The organism is Meiothermus sp., from assembly GCF_026004075.1.
Classification (GTDB): Bacteria; Deinococcota; Deinococci; order Deinococcales; family Thermaceae; genus Meiothermus.
Genome location: NZ_BPIK01000002.1, coordinates 551,491 through 567,727, shown reverse-complemented (window position 1 = coordinate 567,727; position 16,237 = coordinate 551,491). Strand labels below are relative to the sequence as shown.

At 60.7% G+C, this 16,237-nt stretch carries 16 protein-coding genes; 13 read left to right on the top strand and 3 right to left on the bottom strand.

Annotated elements, in window-relative coordinates:
• Positions 1-280: 280 nt before the first annotated feature.
• The 8 genes from Q0X18_RS15190 to Q0X18_RS15155 all read left to right on the top strand — a co-directional run bounded on the left by Q0X18_RS15190 (position 281) and on the right by Q0X18_RS15155 (position 8,274).
• Complete coding sequence (locus Q0X18_RS15190) at positions 281-1,642, top strand: glutamine synthetase family protein (RefSeq protein WP_297563803.1); 1,362 nt, start codon at positions 281-283, stop codon at positions 1,640-1,642.
• Between the two features lie 282 nt (positions 1,643-1,924).
• Positions 1,925-3,085, top strand: coding sequence for a branched-chain amino acid ABC transporter substrate-binding protein (locus Q0X18_RS15185; RefSeq protein ID WP_297563801.1), 1,161 nt, complete (start codon positions 1,925-1,927; stop codon positions 3,083-3,085).
• Positions 3,086-3,449: 364 nt separating this feature from the next.
• Positions 3,450-4,430 carry a branched-chain amino acid ABC transporter permease gene (locus tag Q0X18_RS15180; protein ID WP_297563799.1) on the top strand — a complete coding sequence of 327 codons (981 nt, stop codon included), beginning with the start codon at positions 3,450-3,452 and terminating at the stop codon, positions 4,428-4,430.
• Complete coding sequence (locus Q0X18_RS15175) at positions 4,427-5,860, top strand: branched-chain amino acid ABC transporter permease (RefSeq protein WP_297563798.1); 1,434 nt, start codon at positions 4,427-4,429, stop codon at positions 5,858-5,860. The genes Q0X18_RS15180 and Q0X18_RS15175 overlap by 4 nt, the downstream gene beginning before the upstream one ends.
• Complete coding sequence (locus tag Q0X18_RS15170) at positions 5,857-6,663, top strand: ABC transporter ATP-binding protein (RefSeq protein ID WP_297563796.1); 807 nt, start codon at positions 5,857-5,859, stop codon at positions 6,661-6,663. The genes Q0X18_RS15175 and Q0X18_RS15170 overlap by 4 nt, the downstream gene beginning before the upstream one ends.
• Positions 6,650-7,363, top strand: a complete 714-nt coding sequence (locus tag Q0X18_RS15165; protein WP_297563794.1) for an ABC transporter ATP-binding protein — start codon at positions 6,650-6,652, stop codon at positions 7,361-7,363. Before Q0X18_RS15170 ends, Q0X18_RS15165 begins: the two co-directional genes overlap by 14 nt.
• 16 nt (positions 7,364-7,379) lie before the next feature.
• The gene (locus tag Q0X18_RS15160) at positions 7,380-7,724 is read left to right on the top strand and encodes a cupin domain-containing protein (protein ID WP_297563793.1); all 345 of its coding nucleotides are present in this window, start codon (positions 7,380-7,382) and stop codon (positions 7,722-7,724) included.
• A 4-nt stretch (positions 7,725-7,728) separates the two neighbouring features.
• Complete coding sequence (locus Q0X18_RS15155) at positions 7,729-8,274, top strand: GNAT family N-acetyltransferase (protein WP_297563791.1); 546 nt, start codon at positions 7,729-7,731, stop codon at positions 8,272-8,274.
• Here the strand turns inward: Q0X18_RS15155 and Q0X18_RS15150 are convergent.
• A complete protein-coding gene (locus Q0X18_RS15150) occupies positions 8,271-8,648 on the bottom strand; it encodes a YkvA family protein (RefSeq protein ID WP_297563790.1) in 378 nt (125 codons plus the stop codon). The two genes, Q0X18_RS15155 and Q0X18_RS15150, sit on opposite strands and share 4 nt — an antisense overlap.
• 220 nt (positions 8,649-8,868) lie before the next feature.
• On the opposite strand from Q0X18_RS15150, the gene Q0X18_RS15145 reads away from it, so the two are divergent.
• The 4 genes from Q0X18_RS15145 (at position 8,869) to Q0X18_RS15130 (ending at position 13,678) form a co-directional block, all read left to right on the top strand.
• Positions 8,869-10,419: a glutathione ABC transporter substrate-binding protein gene (locus Q0X18_RS15145; protein ID WP_297563789.1), complete on the top strand. Its 1,551-nt coding sequence runs from the start codon at positions 8,869-8,871 to the stop codon at positions 10,417-10,419.
• Between the two features lie 127 nt (positions 10,420-10,546).
• Positions 10,547-11,467, top strand: coding sequence for a nickel ABC transporter permease (nikB, locus tag Q0X18_RS15140; protein WP_297563788.1), 921 nt, complete (start codon positions 10,547-10,549; stop codon positions 11,465-11,467).
• A complete protein-coding gene (locus Q0X18_RS15135; RefSeq protein ID WP_297563787.1) occupies positions 11,460-12,527 on the top strand; it encodes an ABC transporter permease in 1,068 nt (355 codons plus the stop codon). The genes nikB and Q0X18_RS15135 overlap by 8 nt, the downstream gene beginning before the upstream one ends.
• Positions 12,528-12,631: 104 nt before the next feature.
• Positions 12,632-13,678: a protease complex subunit PrcB family protein gene (locus Q0X18_RS15130; protein WP_297563785.1), complete on the top strand. Its 1,047-nt coding sequence runs from the start codon at positions 12,632-12,634 to the stop codon at positions 13,676-13,678.
• Between the two features lie 23 nt (positions 13,679-13,701).
• Here the strand turns inward: Q0X18_RS15130 and der are convergent, their stop codons facing one another.
• Complete coding sequence (gene der / locus Q0X18_RS15125) at positions 13,702-15,063, bottom strand: ribosome biogenesis GTPase Der (protein WP_297563784.1); 1,362 nt, start codon at positions 15,061-15,063, stop codon at positions 13,702-13,704.
• 79 nt (positions 15,064-15,142) lie between these two features.
• On the opposite strand from der, the gene Q0X18_RS15120 reads away from it, so the two are divergent.
• On the top strand, positions 15,143-15,805 hold the full coding sequence (locus tag Q0X18_RS15120) for an SDR family NAD(P)-dependent oxidoreductase (protein WP_297563782.1): 663 nt from the start codon (positions 15,143-15,145) through the stop codon (positions 15,803-15,805).
• A gap of 116 nt (positions 15,806-15,921) precedes the next feature.
• Here the strand turns inward: Q0X18_RS15120 and Q0X18_RS15115 are convergent, their stop codons facing one another.
• Entirely contained in the window at positions 15,922-16,152 is a 231-nt protein-coding gene (locus Q0X18_RS15115) for a hypothetical protein (protein ID WP_297563780.1), read from the bottom strand.
• Between the last annotated feature and the right edge of the window lie 85 nt (positions 16,153-16,237).

Below are 16,237 nucleotides of genomic sequence, written 5' to 3'. Positions count from 1 at the left end.
GCTCGTGCGCCACAAACGGCCCAATCATAGGGGCTGGGTACGCCCCATAACTGAGAGGGGTTGCAAATTTCCTTAATGCAATGGGGTTCGTTTGTGCGGGCGAGTCGCTCATACGCATTCCGGCAATATCGCTCACTTTTGAGAGCCTGAACGAACTGTTGGAATGTACGCCTACTTTCTTCGGTCGGCTTGAACCCCTCACCTTTGATTACACCCAAAGGTAAGAGGTTCGGGCGGAACCGGTATCAAAGGCGGTCGCCACAACCGGTATGCTGTATATATGGCACGGACCAAGCAAGACCTATTGCAGGAGCTCAAAGACCGCCAGGTGCGCTTCCTGCGTTTACAGTTCACCGATATCCTGGGCATCAACAAGGTAGTCGAGCTGCCGGTTACTCAGTTCGAGAAAGCACTGGACGGCGAAATTATGTTCGATGGCTCCTCCATTGAGGGCTTTGGTCGTACCGAGGTGGAAGAGTCGGACATGTTGCTAAAGCCCGACTACAACACCTTTGTGGTCTACCCCAGCGACCTCGAGCCCACCACCAAAGGGGCGGTGGCCCGTCTCATCTGCGATATCGCCTACCCCGATGGCAAACCCTTTGAGGGCGACCCCCGGCAGGCGCTCAAGCGGCAGATCGAGCGGGCCCAGAAAAAGGGCTTCGACAACCTTTATGTGGGTAGCGAGGTGGAGTTCTTTTTGTTCAACCGCAGCCCGGAGGGTGGCCCCACCATTCATACCTACGACCGGGCCGGTTACTTCGACCTGGCCCCCACCGACAAAGGCGAGGAGGCCCGCCGGGATATGGTGGACATGCTGGTGCGGATGGGTTTGCAGCTCGAGGCCGCCCACCACGAAGGCGCTCCCGGCCAGCACGAGATAGACCTCAAGTACACCGATGCCCTGCAGGCGGCCGACAACCTAACCACCCTCAAATTTGTGGTCAAGCGAATTGCCATCAACCATGGGCTGCATGCCACCTTTATGCCCAAGCCCATTGCCGGCATTAACGGTTCGGGCTTGCATTTCCATCTGTCGCTCTTCAAAAATGGCGAGAATGCCTTTTATGAGCCAAAGGGGAAGCTCGAGGTCTGGCCCCACCAGCTTTCCAAAACTGCGCTGCAATTTATCGCCGGCCTCTTCGAGCACGCCGAGGGCATGGCCGCCATCACCAACCCGCTGGTCAACTCCTACAAGCGCCTGACCCCTGGCTACGAAGCCCCCACCAGTGTGGCCTGGTCGGTCTCGCACCGCAGCGCCATGATTCGGGTGCCCAAGCGGCGCGGCACAGGCACCCGGGCCGAGTTTCGCTTCCCCGACCCCTCCTGCAACCCCTACCTGGCCCTGGCGGTAATCCTGGGGGCGGGCCTCGAGGGTATCGAGAGCAACCTAACCCCCCCACCGCCCATTGAGCGCGACGTATACGAGCTTTCGGTGCGCGACCGGCGCAAGTACCGCGTAAGCGAGATGCCCGGAACCCTGCACGAGGCCCTCGAGGCCCTGCAAAAGAACCGGGTCATTCGGGCGGCATTAGGCGAACAGATATACAAAGACTTCCTCCATGCCAAGCAGGTAGAGTGGAACTCCTACCGAATCGCCGTTCATCAATGGGAGCTCGACCAGTACCTGGCCGAGTACTAGCCAGCCTTCAATGCGGCCTGGCCAGCTGGCTTCTGTGCCGTCGTAATTTCAGCCGATGTCGCTCCATCAAAAGGCGGATTGGTGGCCTGGATATCCGCGCAGCTATCTGCAATAAGGAAGCTTAGCAGCTCCGGAACGCTGGTTGAAGATTAACTAAAATTGTGTACGCTCAAAATGGCTGGAAAACAATAAAACCACCCAGATTGACACACCACGGCATGGGTTGGGTAGAATAGGCCAGCCATCTAAGGCTAAACTTTTGGTTCTTTAGGAGGAATCGGCATGAAAAAGCTCGCAATTCTAGCACTGGGCGCATTGGCTCTGGGTGTAGCCTCGGCCCAGTCCAACGTGATCAAGATCGCTTCGGTCTCACCCCTGTCCGGGCCCCAGTCGGGTCTGGGCACCGCCATCCAGCAAGGTGCTCAGATGGCCATCGAGGATGCTCAAGCCCGCTTCCAGCAGCTTGGCTTCCAGCTCCAGTTCAGCCCCCAGGATGACCAGGCTACTCCGGACGTGGGCGTAGCGGTCGCCCGTCGTATCGTCAACGATCCCGATCTGCTGGGCATTGTGGGCCACCTCAACTCGGGCGTGGCTATCCCGGCTTCGGAGATCTACAAAGACACCAACCTGGTCATGGTCTCCCCGGCCAACACCAACCCCCGTGTGACCGACCGTGGCTACCTGAGCGTTAACCGCATCTGCGGTCGCGACGATGTACAGGGCCCGGTGGGTGCTGAGTACGCCGTTAAGGTGCTCAAGCGCAACCGGCTGTTCGTGATTCACGACAAAACCCCCTACGGCCAGGGCCTTGCTGAAGCCTTCGCGGCCCGCGCCAAAGAGCTGGGCGCCAATGTGGTTGCCCTGGTAGGTACCGAGGAAGCCTCCAACTTCCAACCCCTTATCCTTCAGATGCGCGCCCAGCGCCCCGACCTGGTCTACTACGGTGGCATCTACGACAAGGGCGGCGTCCTGGTCAAGCAGATGCGTGAGCGCGGCATTACCGCTACCTTCATGGGCGGCGATGGTCTGGATGCCTCCGACCTGGTCAAAATTGCTGGCTCGGCCTCCAAGGGTGTAATCTTTACCACCACTGCCGGCCCCATCAGCACCCTGCCCAAGGCCGCGGCTTTTGCACAGCGCTACAAAGCCAAGTTCGGCAAAGACCCTGAAGCCTATGCGGTGTACGCCTATGACGCCGCCAACGTGATCCTGACTGCCCTCGAGGCCGCCATTAAAGCCAACAACGGCCGTAAACCCACCCGCGAGCAAGTGGCCCGTGCCGTACGTGAAGTCAAGCTAGATGGTCTGACCGGCCGTATCGAGTTCGACAGCAAGGGCGACCGCAAGCTCTCTGACTATTACATTGTTGGCATGAAGGAAGCCAAATATCCTGGCGAAGTGCTGCGCGTGATTCAGTTCGCACCCCCTGCTGCCCGCCAGTAAGCTTTGCGTTTGCCTGAGGCTCCCGCGTACGCGGGAGCCTTTCTTACTATTTGGTCTACGTCATACGCATTCCGGCAGTATCGTTCACTTCGGCAAGCCTAAACGATACTACCGAAATGCTTTTCTACTCCCTTCGATCGGCTTGAACCCCTCACCTTTGATGACACCCAAAGGTGAAGCGTTCAAGCGGAAGCGGTATCAAACTGACCATTGGGTCAGTTTGCCTTTTGCAGACGCCATTTCATACTGTTGTCAGGTTTGCGTGCAGCCTATATACTCTGGCAGGTTAACGCTGAAAAAGAACGCATACCCTAAATGAACCCTATATGTGCGTTCGTATAATCCTAAAGACCAGGAGGTTTACTTGACGGTTGCAGATCTGTTTGCCATCCTGCCGCAAACCCTGCTCGAGGGTTTGCTGTTGGGGTTTGTGTACGCTATGGTGGCCCTGGGGTACACCATGGTGTATGGGGTGTTGGGGCTGATTAATTTTGCCCACTCCGAAGTGTTCATGATTGGGGCGGTGGTCGGCCTCGAGGTCTTCCGCTTCTGGGGCAACCCCGAAGCGCCGGTAATCGCCAATCCCTTGTTGCTGTTGCTGGTAGCCCTGGTCTTCGCCGCGGCAGGCTCGGGCATTGTGGCTGTGCTGGTCGAGCGTTTCGCATACCGGCCTCTGCGCAAACGGGGCAGTAAAAACATCCTGGTGCCCATGATCACCGCCATCGGGGTCTCGTTCTTGTTGCAAGACCTGACCCGTATCTACGCTGCGCTAAGGCACAACGAGTTCAATATGCAGTACCGCACCTACGACGTGCTCAACCAGGTGTTTGAACTGCCCCTACAAACCACCATTCAGTTCAAGGGCGTTATCGTTATTGTGGTTTCCATCCTGATGCTGATTGGGCTCACCTACCTGGTGAATCGCACCAAGCTCGGGAAGGCCATTCGGGCCGTCTCACAGGATATGCAAACCGCCGCCCTGATGGGCATCAACCCCGACACCATCATCTCGCGCACCTTCCTGGTTGGAGGTTCGCTGGGTGGGGTGGCCGGGGTGTTGTTCGGGCTGCTCTACACCAATGTAACCCCTTACTCGGGGGTGCTGCCAGGCCTCAAAGCCTTTACTTCGGCGGTGCTGGGGGGCATCGGGAACATTCCGGGGGCCATGGTCGGGGGGCTCATTCTGGGCCAGCTCGAGACCCTCTCAGGTACCTACCTCCCCTTCCTAACCAACGGCAACTTTGGCACGGAGTACAAGGATGTGTTCGCTTTTCTCACCCTGGTGCTACTCTTGCTCTTCAGACCGCAAGGCATCTTTGGTCAGAATGTGAGTGAAAAGGTATGAATCAGTTCATCTTTCCTTTCACCCTGGCCTTCACGGCCCTTTCGATTCTCGGGGCCTTTTTAGCGCCACAAAACGGACTGACCAACCTGGCCTTGCTGGTATCGGTGGGCTTGGTCAGTTTGGGTAAGCTACCTACTGCCTGGCGCTCGGGTCTCCTAGCCGTGCTGGCCCTGGCGCTCACCATCTTGCTACGGCTTAACCCCAACGACAAACTGGCCTTTTATGGCCTGTTGGGGGTACTGGTGGCAGCCTTCTTGCTGCCCAACCTGAGCAAGCTGGTGCGCATTGCTTTGGCCCTGGCCATCCTGTTTATTGCCGTACCCATTGCGGGTCTTACCAACTCCTTCCTGTTTGAGCTGGGCATCCAGATCGGGATTTTTGCGGCGCTGGCCCTGGGTCTCAATGTGGTGGTCGGGCAGGCTGGGCTATTGGATCTGGGTTTTGCGGCTTTTTTCGCCATTGGGGCCTATACCTGGGGTATTTTCGGCTCGCCGCAAGCCGCCCAGTTCATCCCCGGTTACCCTGCGGAGGGCTTACCAGGCAACTACCTGTACCTGTTCATGGCCCTGGCCGTTATTACGGCGGCCATTACCGGGGTCTTGATTGGCCTACCAGCCCTGCGGCTGCGGGGCGACTATCTGGCCATCGTGACCCTGGGCCTCGGCGAGGTGGTGCGGGTCTTCGCCAACAACCTCGACAAACCCCTCAACATCACCAACGGCCCCCAGGGCATCACCCCGGTCAACCGCCCCGATGTGGGCCCACTCACCGAGTTCCTGCGGGCCATTGGGGCCGAGCGCCTGTATGGTCGCCCAATCGACGAGCCCATCGCCTATTCGTTCTTCTTCTATCTGTTGGTGCTGGTGGTGATCGGCATCGTGGTGCTCGTCAACATCCGGCTGGCTAACTCCCGCTTCGGACGGGCCTGGGTAGCCATCCGTGAAGACGAGATTGCCGCCAAGGCCATGGGCATTCCACTGCTGCCCACCAAACTCCTGGCTTTTGCTACCGGCGCAGCTTTTTCCGGCGCTATGGGAGCAGTGTTCGCCGCTAAGCAAACCTTCGTGAGCCCTGAGTCTTTTACCCTGCAAGCCTCTATTAATATCCTGGCCTTCGTGATTCTAGGCGGCATGGGTTCTATTGGCGGGGCGGTGGTGGGCGCGGCAGCGGTCACGGTGCTCAACATCGGTATCCTCAAGGATTTCTCCGACCTCTTGAATACCTGGCGGCAGACTGGAGTGACCATTCTGGGCTACAACATGGCCAACCTGCCACCCCAGCTCAACCCTGCTAAGTATGAGCGCCTGGTCTTCGGATTGATTCTGATTCTGATGATGATCTTCAGGCCCGAGGGGCTTATACCCGAGCAAAGACACCGGGCCGAGCTACAGGAAGCCCGTCAGGAAGCCAAGGAAGGCGGTGGCAAATGAGCGAACTCGCCCTAGACGTACAAAACGCCACCAAAAAGTTTGGCGGCTTGGTGGCGGTCAACGACGTAAGCCTACAGGTACGCCCCAGAGAAATCTTCTCGGTGATTGGCCCCAACGGGGCTGGCAAGACCACCTTTTTCAACCTACTGACCGGAATTTACAAGCCCGACACCGGCAAGGTGGTGTTCTTTGGCAAAGACATTACCGGCTACTCCCCGGATAAGGTAGCCCGCACCGGCATTGGTCGCACCTTCCAGAACATCCGGCTGTTCAAGGCTATGACCGTACTGGAAAACGTACTGGTAGGGCACCACAGCCTCACCCATCAGAGCTACCTGGACGTGCTGTTGCATACGCCGCGATTCCATACCTCGGAGCGCAAGGCAAAAGAGCGGGCCATGGAGCTGCTGGCCTACATGAACCTGGACAAGCGGGCCGAGGAGCTGGCCTCGGGGCTTTCGTATGGGGAGCAGCGTCGCCTCGAGATCGCCCGGGCCCTGGCCCTGGAACCCAAGCTGCTGTTTCTGGACGAGCCGGCAGCCGGCATGAACGAGCAAGAGACCGAAGACCTCAAGGTGCGCGTACGCAAGCTGCGCGACGACCTGGGCCTGACCATCGTGCTGATCGAGCACGATATGGCCATGGTGATGAGCATCTCGGATCGGATTGCGGTGCTCGAGTACGGCTCCAAGATTGCCGAGGGGCTGCCGGCTGAGATCCGCAACAACCCCAAGGTGATTGAAGCCTATCTGGGCAAAGGCGCCGCCGGGCAGGCTGGAGGGGGTACCCATGCCTCTGCTTGAAGTCAAGGACATCCACACCTACTACGGCCACATTCACGCACTTAAGGGCGTCTCGCTCACGGTTGAGGAGGGCGAGATTGTGACCCTGATTGGCGCCAACGGCGCGGGCAAGAGCACCACCCTGCGCACCATCAGCGGGATGAACAAGCCCCGCAAGGGCGAGGTGGTGTACCGGGGCAACCCCATCCACAAGCTGCCTGCCGATAAGATTGTGGGGCTGGGCATTGGGCACGTACCCGAGGGGCGGCGCATCTTCCCACGCATGACGGTGGAGGAGAACCTCGAGATGGGCGGCTTTCTCATCCGCGACCCCAAAGTGGTGCAGGAGCGCAAGGAGCAGGCCTTTACCCTCTTCCCCCGCCTGGCCGAGCGCCGCAACCAGAAAGGGGGCACGCTTTCGGGCGGCGAGCAGCAGATGCTGGCGATTGGCCGTGCTTTGATGCAAGACCCCAAGCTTCTGCTGATGGACGAGCCCTCGATGGGCCTGGCCCCGGTGCTGGTGGATTTTATCTTCGAGATTATCCAGAAGCTCAATCAGCAGGGAAAAACCATTCTGCTGGTAGAACAAAACGCCCGCCTGGCCTTGCAAATTGCCCATCGGGGCTATGTGCTACAGACCGGCCAACTCACCATGAGCGGCCCGGCTAAAGAGCTGGCGACCCGGCCCGAGATTCAGGAAGCCTATCTGGGCGGGCACTAGTTTTCTGGAGCGGGTCATGAAAACCAAATACGCCCAGTCCGCCAACCTGAAGGGCCTCGAGGTGCCCGGCGCGGTGCTACGGCCCTTTGCTGGTGAGCAACTGATGCTCATGCGGGCCGAGGGGAAAGCAGGCTCACCTCTGGCCGCTCACACCCACCCCCACGAACAGATCACCCTGGTGGTCTCGGGGCGGCTGCGGATGCGGGTCGGGGAGGAGTGGCTCGAGCTCGGCGCGGGCGACCTGGTGCACATCCCCTCCAGCGTGGAGCACGAGGTGCTCTTCCTCGAGGATAGCGTGGTGTTCGACGCCTTTCACCCGGTGCGGCAGGACTTGCTCGAGCGGCTCGAGGCCCAAAAATAGTCCCATGCAGAAGGAGGTCACCACCTACTACCTCGAGATGCGCTCCCCCCATGAGCTACGCCCTAAGCACCTTGAGATAGAGGGGTTGCAGCTTATCAAAGCCGAAATTCCCAGCGCCGAGTTGCAGCACTTCCTCTACCGCAGCGTGGGCGGCAACTGGTACTGGTACGAAAAGGCCGACTGGACGTATCAGCAGTGGCTCGAGTACGCCCAGAACCCCCACCTGCACACCTGGGTGCTGCTGCTAAAAGGTACGCCAGCGGGTTACTTTCAGCTCGAGGTGCAGCCAGAGGGAAACATAGAAATTGTTTATTTTGGCTTGCTGCCGCAGTTTAGCGGGATGGGGCTGGGGGGCCACTTGCTAACCTGTGCGCTCGAGGAAGCCTGGCGGCTGGGGGCCCAAAGGGTCTGGGTGCATACCTGCTCACTCGATAGCCCAGCCGCCCTGGCCAACTACCAGGCCCGGGGGATGCAGCTCTACAAAACCGAGACCAGGCTAATGGAGATCCCCGACCAAACCCCCGGCCCCTGGCCCGGGGCTTATGGCTAGCTGGGCGACGGCTCGCCAAACCACTCATCCGCCTTGCGCCGGGCCTGTTCCTTAATCGCAGGGGTAATGTGGGCGGCTACCGTAGCGATGGCCGCTAGCAGAACGCTCAAATCGTCGGTAAAGCCCACCAGCGGGGCCAGATCGGCCACCAGATCGAAGGGCAGAAGGAAGTAAGCCAGCGCCCCCACAATGGTGCGCTTGGCCCAGGCCGGGGTCTCCGGGCGCTTTAGGGTGTAGTACAGCCAGAGCGCTTTTTCCACCACCTCGCGGCCTGCTTTGCGGGCAAACCTGCGCAGCTTGCGCCAGAAGGCGGCCTCGCTGTAGCGCTCAGTGGGTTGGATGGGCACGGCCTCGATCTGCTGTAGTTCTCCCATAAAACCCCTCCTCTAAATGGTAGCAACACCTCGACCGGATGGATGAGCTGGGCTTAAGAATGTAAGCCAAGCTGCAAGATCGGGCCCCCTCTTTTCCTTATGCTAACCTCGTCTTACAAGCAGCGTTTACCTGCAGCTCGGATGCCAGAACAGTTCCCTTTCTTTGGAACCTTGCTGAGTCCTGTGGGCCGATGTTGCAGGCAGCGACTGTAAAGGAGGAATGAACATGCGAATCCGGTTCTGGCTCACCTTAGGGTTGGTTCTCTTGTTATCCTGGGCCCTGGCCCAGACCCGCACCCTGATAATTGCCCAGGGCACCGACCCCACCTCGCTGGATGCCCCCCTGGCCACCGACTCGCCTTCCGGCACGGTGGTGAGCCATGTGGTGGAGACCCTGTTTGAGTACACCCCCGACGGCAAAATTGTGCCCCTGCTGGTCGAGCGCTATAGCTTTAGCAGCGACCGTAAAACGCTAACCCTGTTCCTTCGCAAAGGCATCAAATTCCACGACGGCACCGATTTCAACGCCGAAGCCGTAAAGTTCAACCTCGAGCGACTGATCTCCCCCGAGCTGGCCTCCTCGTTTGCCTTCTTGCTACGCGGTCGGGTTAGCGCTTTCGAAGTGGTGGACAGCCACACCCTGCGCCTGCGCATGCCCGAGCCCTTTGCCCCGGTGCTGGCGCACCTCTCGCATGGCTCCACCGCCATTCAGAGTCCAGCCGCCATCCGCCGCTTGGGCACAGGCTACCGCGACAACCCGGTGGGCACCGGCCCCTACAAGTTCGACCGCTGGCAGAAGGGTCAGTTTGTGGAGCTGGTGCGCAACGAGGAGTACTGGGGCAAAAAGCCGGCTATCGAGCGCCTGCGCTTCCTGGCCGTACCGGAGGCCACCACCCGGATGGCCCTGGTCGAGACCGGGCAGGCCCATGTGGCCGTGCGGGTGCCACCCCAGGACGTGCAGCGCCTGAGCGCCCGCCCCGAGATCGAGGTGGTCAACACCCCGAGCGTGCGCACCATCTTCTTCTACTTCAACCAGGCCAAAAAGCCCTTTGATGATGTGCGGGTGCGCAAAGCCATCAACCACGCCATCAACAAGGAAGAGATTGTGAAGTTTGTGCTGGGCGGCTTTGGCCGACCCTCCGACGCCCCCATCAGCCCCGGTATCTTTGGATACACCAAGATTGGCAGCTACGAGTACAACCCCAACCTGGCCCGGCAACTGCTGGCCCAGGCCGGCTACAATGCCCAAAACCCCCTGCGCTTTACCATACACAGCCCCAACGGACGTTATCTGCAAGACATCCGCGTAGCTGAAGCGGTGCAGAGCCAGCTCCGGGCCGTGGGGGTACAGGCCCAGATCCAGACCCTCGAGTGGGGCGCCTACCTGGCCGCCAGCAACCAACCGCGCGACCGCAACGAGTTCCAGATGGCTATGCTGGGCTGGGGCACGGTAACGGGCGATGCCGACTACGGCCTGTTTGGCCTCTTCCACTCCTCGCAACAAGCCCCCAACGGCTTTAACCGGGGTTTCTACGCCAACCCCCGCCTGGATCGCATCCTCGAGCAGGCCCGGGTTGCCACCAACCCTCAGGCCCGGCAACAGCTCTACAGAACAGCCATGCAGATCATCTACAACGATGCCCCCTGGGCCTTCCTGCACTCTGAACAGCAGGTCACGGCCATCCGTCGCGAGGTGCAAGGTTTTATCGTACACCCCATCGAGCGCCTTATTGCCACCCAGGCCAGCTTCCGGACTTCAAGCCAGCGCTGAAAGATATGCAAGCCTACCCCGCCACAAAGGGCTGTGGCGGGATTCTTCTTGCAGGGCGAACAGCCCTTGGGTAGGATATCCAGCGACGTCAACCAGTCCCGCACCTCAAGTCTGGTGAAATCTACGCATGACCACTTATATTTTCCGTCGCCTGCTAACGGTCATCCCCACCTTGCTCGGGGTTTTGCTGGCCGTATTCCTGATGGTGCGGCTGGCTCCCGGCGACCCCGCCCAGCTCCTGGCTGGCGAGTTCGCTACCCCTGAGACCCTGGCCGACATCCGCCAGCGCTTTGGTCTGGATCAGCCCTGGTACACCCAGCTTGGGCTTTACACCCTCAATGTGCTCCAAGGTGATCTGGGCGAGTCGGTTCGCACCCGAAAACCCGTGACCTACGAGCTAAGCCAGTATTTCCCCAATACCCTCCGGCTCACCCTGGGGGCCATGCTGGTTGCGCTTTTGATTGGCATACCGGCGGGCATCATCGCCGCCATCCGCCCCGGCACCATCTTCGATCTGCTCGCCATGCTGGGGGCCTTGATTGGGGTCTCGATGCCGGTCTTCTGGTTTGGCCTGATGGCGATTCTGATCTTCTCGGTGCAGCTCGGCTGGTTTCCGGTGGCCGGTACGGGTACTTTGCGCCACCTGATCCTCCCCGCCATCACCCTGGGCATCGGCACCGCTGCCATTCTGGCCCGCATGACCCGCAGCGCTATGCTGGAGGTGCTCTCGCAGGACTACATCCGCACGGCGCGGGCCAAAGGGGTGGCGGGTCGGGTGGTAATTTTCAAGCACGCCCTGCGCAACGCCCTGATTCCGGTGGTTACCATTACCGGCCTGCAGTTTGGCGGACTTCTGGAGGGTGCGGTTATTACCGAAACGGTGTTTGCCTGGCCGGGCATTGGACAGTTGCTGGTGGGTTCGATTCTGGCTCGAGACTACCCGGTCGTCCAGGGGGCTGTGCTCCTGATTGCGGTGGCCTTTATCCTGATTAACCTGATAGTAGACCTGCTGTACGGCGCCATTGACCCGAGGATCCGCTATGACTAAACCAGTGGCGAATACCTCCACCCCGACCAGGCGCGAGCTACCCCGCTGGCGGCGGCGCTTGTTTCGGAGCCCCTTGGCGCTCACGGGGTTTGTTTTTATTGGTGTTTTCGTGCTGGTGGCAGCTTTCGCACCTTTCATCTCACCGTATAGCCCGGTTGAGCAAAACCTGCGCGGCACCTATGTTCCCCCCATGCGTGTGGAGCTGAGGGGCCCCCAGGGCCAGCCCGGCCTCTGGGTGCGCGAGGTTAGCCGTACCCCACTGGGCCAGCTCGAGGTGGGGCAGGAGCTGTATCCCATCCGGTTCTTTGTGCGCGGTGAGCCCTGGGTCTGGTGGGGCGGCCTGCTGCGCAGTGACCTGCACTTGTTTGGGGTGGACGGCCCGGTTAAGTTTTATCTGCTGGGGGCCGACGAACAGGGCCGCGATATCCTGAGCCGGCTGGCCCATGGAGCCTGGATCTCGCTCTCCATCGGGCTTATCGCAGTGACCATTGGTCTTTTGGTAGGGGTTCCGGTGGGGCTTTTTTCCGGCTACTTTGGCGGCACCTTCGACCTAATCACCCAGCGCATTGTAGAGGTGATGCTCTCCTTTCCCGGCATCCTGCTGGCCATCGTACTGGTGGCCACTCTGGGCACCGGCCTGACCAACGTGATGATTGCGGTGGGTATCGCGGCTATTCCGGTATACGCCCGGCTGGTGCGGGGCTCGGTGCTGGCCTTGCGCGACCGGGAGTTTGTGGAGGCCAGCCGCGCCCTGGGTAGCCGCGATCTGCGCATCATGCTCCGGCACATTCTGCCCAACGCCCTCTCCCCCATCATCGTGCAGTCGAGCCTGCAGATGGCGGTGGCCATTTTGTTTGCCGCTGGACTGGGCTTTCTGGGCCTGGGGGCGCGTCCCCCCGAACCGGAATGGGGGCTGATGCTGGCACGGGGGCGTGAATACCTGGCCACGGCCCCACACGTAGCAACCTTTCCAGGGCTGGCCATCATGTTCGTAGCCCTGGGCTTCAACCTGCTCGGGGACGGCCTGCGCGATGCCCTCGACCCCAGGGCTTTGCGGTAAGATACTTTTATCAGCTTCTCACGGCGATCCAACCCAGCCCCCCTCTTGTTGAGCAAAGGTTCACCCAAGACCCGGTACATCCGCAAAGCCGCTAATATGGGGGTATGAAACCTTGGCTGGGTCTTATCCTTTTGGCCCTGGCAGGCTGCATCCCCGAGCCGGGTCAGCCTACCTACCGGGCCACCGAAATTCAGGTGCTATTCCCCGAGAACACCGAGCGCTGGACGTACTTTTACGGCGAGCCCCAGGTGGTGCAGCTTGGTGGGCGTACGCTGGCCCTTACCAGAGGCACCTCCAGCAGCCCCCTGGCCGTGCCGGAGGCCTTGCTGGTGGATGGCGAGGCCCTCTACCGCGAAATTGGGCCGGCGCAGCCGCGTGTAGCCCAGACCAGTCGCACCTTCTTTGGCTCGCAGTTTGTGGTGCGGGCCAGCCGCAATGTGCAAAGCGCCTGGTTGTTCGATGGGGACTGGTCGAGGCTAGGGAGCAGCTTCGCCAGCGATAGCGCACAGGTCGTAGAGAACCGGCCCGGCATACCCCGTTTCGAAGAACTGTCCGCGGCCGAGAACGCAGTGGTGCTGCGGGAAATCCTGGCCCGCCGCGGGGGCCGCCCGGTGGTGCTGTACGAGGTTCAACCGGCCCTCGAGCCCAACCGCTACACCCCCGCCCCCAGCCAGAGCCGGGTGGCGGCCCTGGCCGTGCAGTACGGCCTCGAGACGGAGTTGGTCTTTATGCCCCCTAACCCCAGTCCCAGTCCCCGCGTCCTGCGGCAAGGCAGCCAGTCGGCCTACACCGCCCCAACCCCCGCTGCTTTCCTGGTTAGCAGCACCGAGCAACTCCTTAGCGTCTGGCGGCTGGCCACTGGCAACCAGATTCCCCAGCCCACCACCCCATCGGTAGATTTTAGCCAGAACCGGGTGGTGGCCTTCTTCTGGGGCCAGAAGCCCACCGGCGGCTATGGCGTGCAGTACGTGAGCAGCCAGCTTTCGGGCAGTACCCTGCGGGTCACCCTGCGCCTGGTGAGCCCCGCGCCAGGGGCCATCCTGACCCAGGCCCTGACCAGCCCCTTCGTGATGCTCGAGGTGCCCGGGCGGTTCAGCAGGGTTGAGTTCGTAGACGCAAACGGGCGGCTCCTGGCCAGCGCGGGGAACTGAGCCCCAAGCGCTGGCGCGTCTCGTTACTCCCTCTCTCCTGCTCCTTTGCCTGGCTGCTCCCGACGCCCACGGAAGACCATCCGGAAGGGAATCTCGCGCAAACCCAGGTCTTCGCCGATGCGGTTGCGCAAAAAACCCTCGAAAGCCCGCGTGACAAACTCGGGGTGGTTGCAAAAGAAGACGAAGGTGGGGGGGGCCACCTCGGGCTGGGTGAGGAAGAAGAGCTTGAGGGGTTTGCCCTTAAAGTTGGGGAGCATGGTCTGGGTACTCCAGACCGAAAGCCAGCGGTTGAGTTCGGCGGTCTCGAAGCGAACCCGGGCCAGCTCATAGAGCCGGGCGGCCTCGGAAAGAAGCTTGTGCAGGTTCTGCCTGGTCACCGAGGAGACATACAGGAGGGGCAGGTGCTGCACGTGTGAGAGTTTGAGGGCCAGGTCGGCCCGCACCCGCCTGGCCTCTTCCTTGGTCTCGATCAGGTCCCATTTGGTGATGGTCAGGATGACCGGCTTGCCAGCCTCGAGGGCCTCGTTGGCTAGCTTAAGCTCGTGGTCGCCCAGCTCCTTGGGGTCTATCACCAGCAGCACCACATCGGCGTCGCGGATGGCCTGGTGGGCCCGCACGATGGCCTGTTCCTCCACCCCGGTCTCGGGCCGCTTGCGGATACCAGCGGTGTCGACCAGCAAAAACCGGCTACCCCCGTAGTCGAACTCCACATCGATGGAGTCGCGGGTGGTGCCGGGTATCTCCGAGACGATCACCCGTTCCTCGCCCAGGATGGCGTTGAGCAGGCTGGACTTGCCCGCATTGGGCCGGCCCACGATGGCCAGCCGGATGGGTACGACCTCGGGCTCGCTCTCCCCCTGGCGGATGGGCAGCAGGGCCCAGATACGCTCCAGCAGCTCATCGAAGCCCCGGCTGTGGGCCGCGCTGGTGGGGACGGGCTCGCCAAAACCCAGGGCATAGAAATTCCCCAGGTAGGCCTCGTGTTTAGGGTCGTCTATTTTTGTGGCTACCAGCAACACCGGCTTGCCCTGGCGGCGCAAAAAGTCGGCGACCTCGAGGTCGGCAGTAGCAATATCGCTGCGCCCATCCACCGCAAACAGCACCAGGTCGGCGTCCTGGATGGCGCGCTCCACTTTTTGCTTGATTTTCTTCTCCCACACATCCCCCGACCACAAGCCGCCGGTATCCACCAGCTTGAAGCGGCCCTGCTCGCTTTCCACCACGCCCTCTTTGAGGTCGCGGGTCACCCCCGGTACATCGGCCACCACCGCGAACTGGCTCCCGGCCTTGGCGGCTTTCTCCGGGGCGGTACGCAGTCCCAAAAGCTTGTTGAACAGGCTCGACTTACCCACGTTGGGGCGGCCCACAATCACCACTCTATACATAACTCAACCCGCTTTCGGTTCTAGCTGGCCCACGTTACATAAGGCCATAAACAGCATTCTTGATGTTACCATGCGCCATATGAAGCCTAAAGTCTGCCTGGTGGTTGGAATGGGGCGGGGCCTTGGGCTCTCGGTGGCCCGGCGCTTTGGCCGCGAGGGGTACCGGCTGGGCCTGATCGCCCGCAGTGTGGCCAGCCTGGAGAACTACGCAGGGGCGCTGGAACTCGATGGTTGCACGGTTCAAACCTTTCCTGCCGACGTAGCCCGCACCTCCCAGCTCATCTCCGCCGTCCGTGAGGCCGAAAAAGCGCTCGGCCCCATCGAGGTATTGGTGTACAACGCCTACGCCGCCCAGGGCAGCCGGGCCTCGGAGCTGAGCCGGGAGGCCCTCGAGCAAACCCTCCAGGTCAACCTTTACGGGGCTTTGCTGGCAGCCCAACTGGTCATCCCCGGCATGCTCTCGCGCCGCCAGGGCACCCTGCTCTTTACCGGGGGCGGCCTGGCCCTGAACCCCCAGCCCGACCAGGCCGCGCTCTCCATTGGCAAAGCCGCCCTGCGGGCCCTGGTGGGCGCCCTGAGCAAAGAGCTCTACCACGAAGGCATCCATGCCGCTACCGTGACCATCGCCGGCCCGATCCGGCGCAACACCCCTTTCGACCCCGACCTAATCGCCGAAAAGTTCTGGGAGCTGCACACCCAGCCTGCGGGCCGGTGGAAGACCGAGGTGGTCTACCAGGGATAAGGCCCACTTCATCAAAGCAAACTTCTTGTAGCACCTCTCCGTAAAGCTCGCTCGGCTCTGGATTTAAACAGGGGATACCGTCTTAGAGAACATGTTTGTATTACCCAGACTTATTCCTATGCAGAGGGCCTATCTGGACGTGCACCACGGAGCAAAGCCAACACCGCGAGTGCAGCGTTCAGACTTAAAGCGAAAAATACTATGACCCATACTGCAACGGCTAAGCCTGAATTCCAGTTAATAACCACATCGCCTTTCACCGTAGCGATGACCAGTGCAAAAAGTGATATCAGGATCCTGGTTAGATTTTTTTCCAAATGACGGTTGGATTTACTTTTCCCCAGCATGCCTACCCTCCGCCGTGAAGCCTTCCTGTCCGTTTATTGAATTGCTGCTCTTGCTCGAACGACGCAAGAACTGAAGAAAAATCCC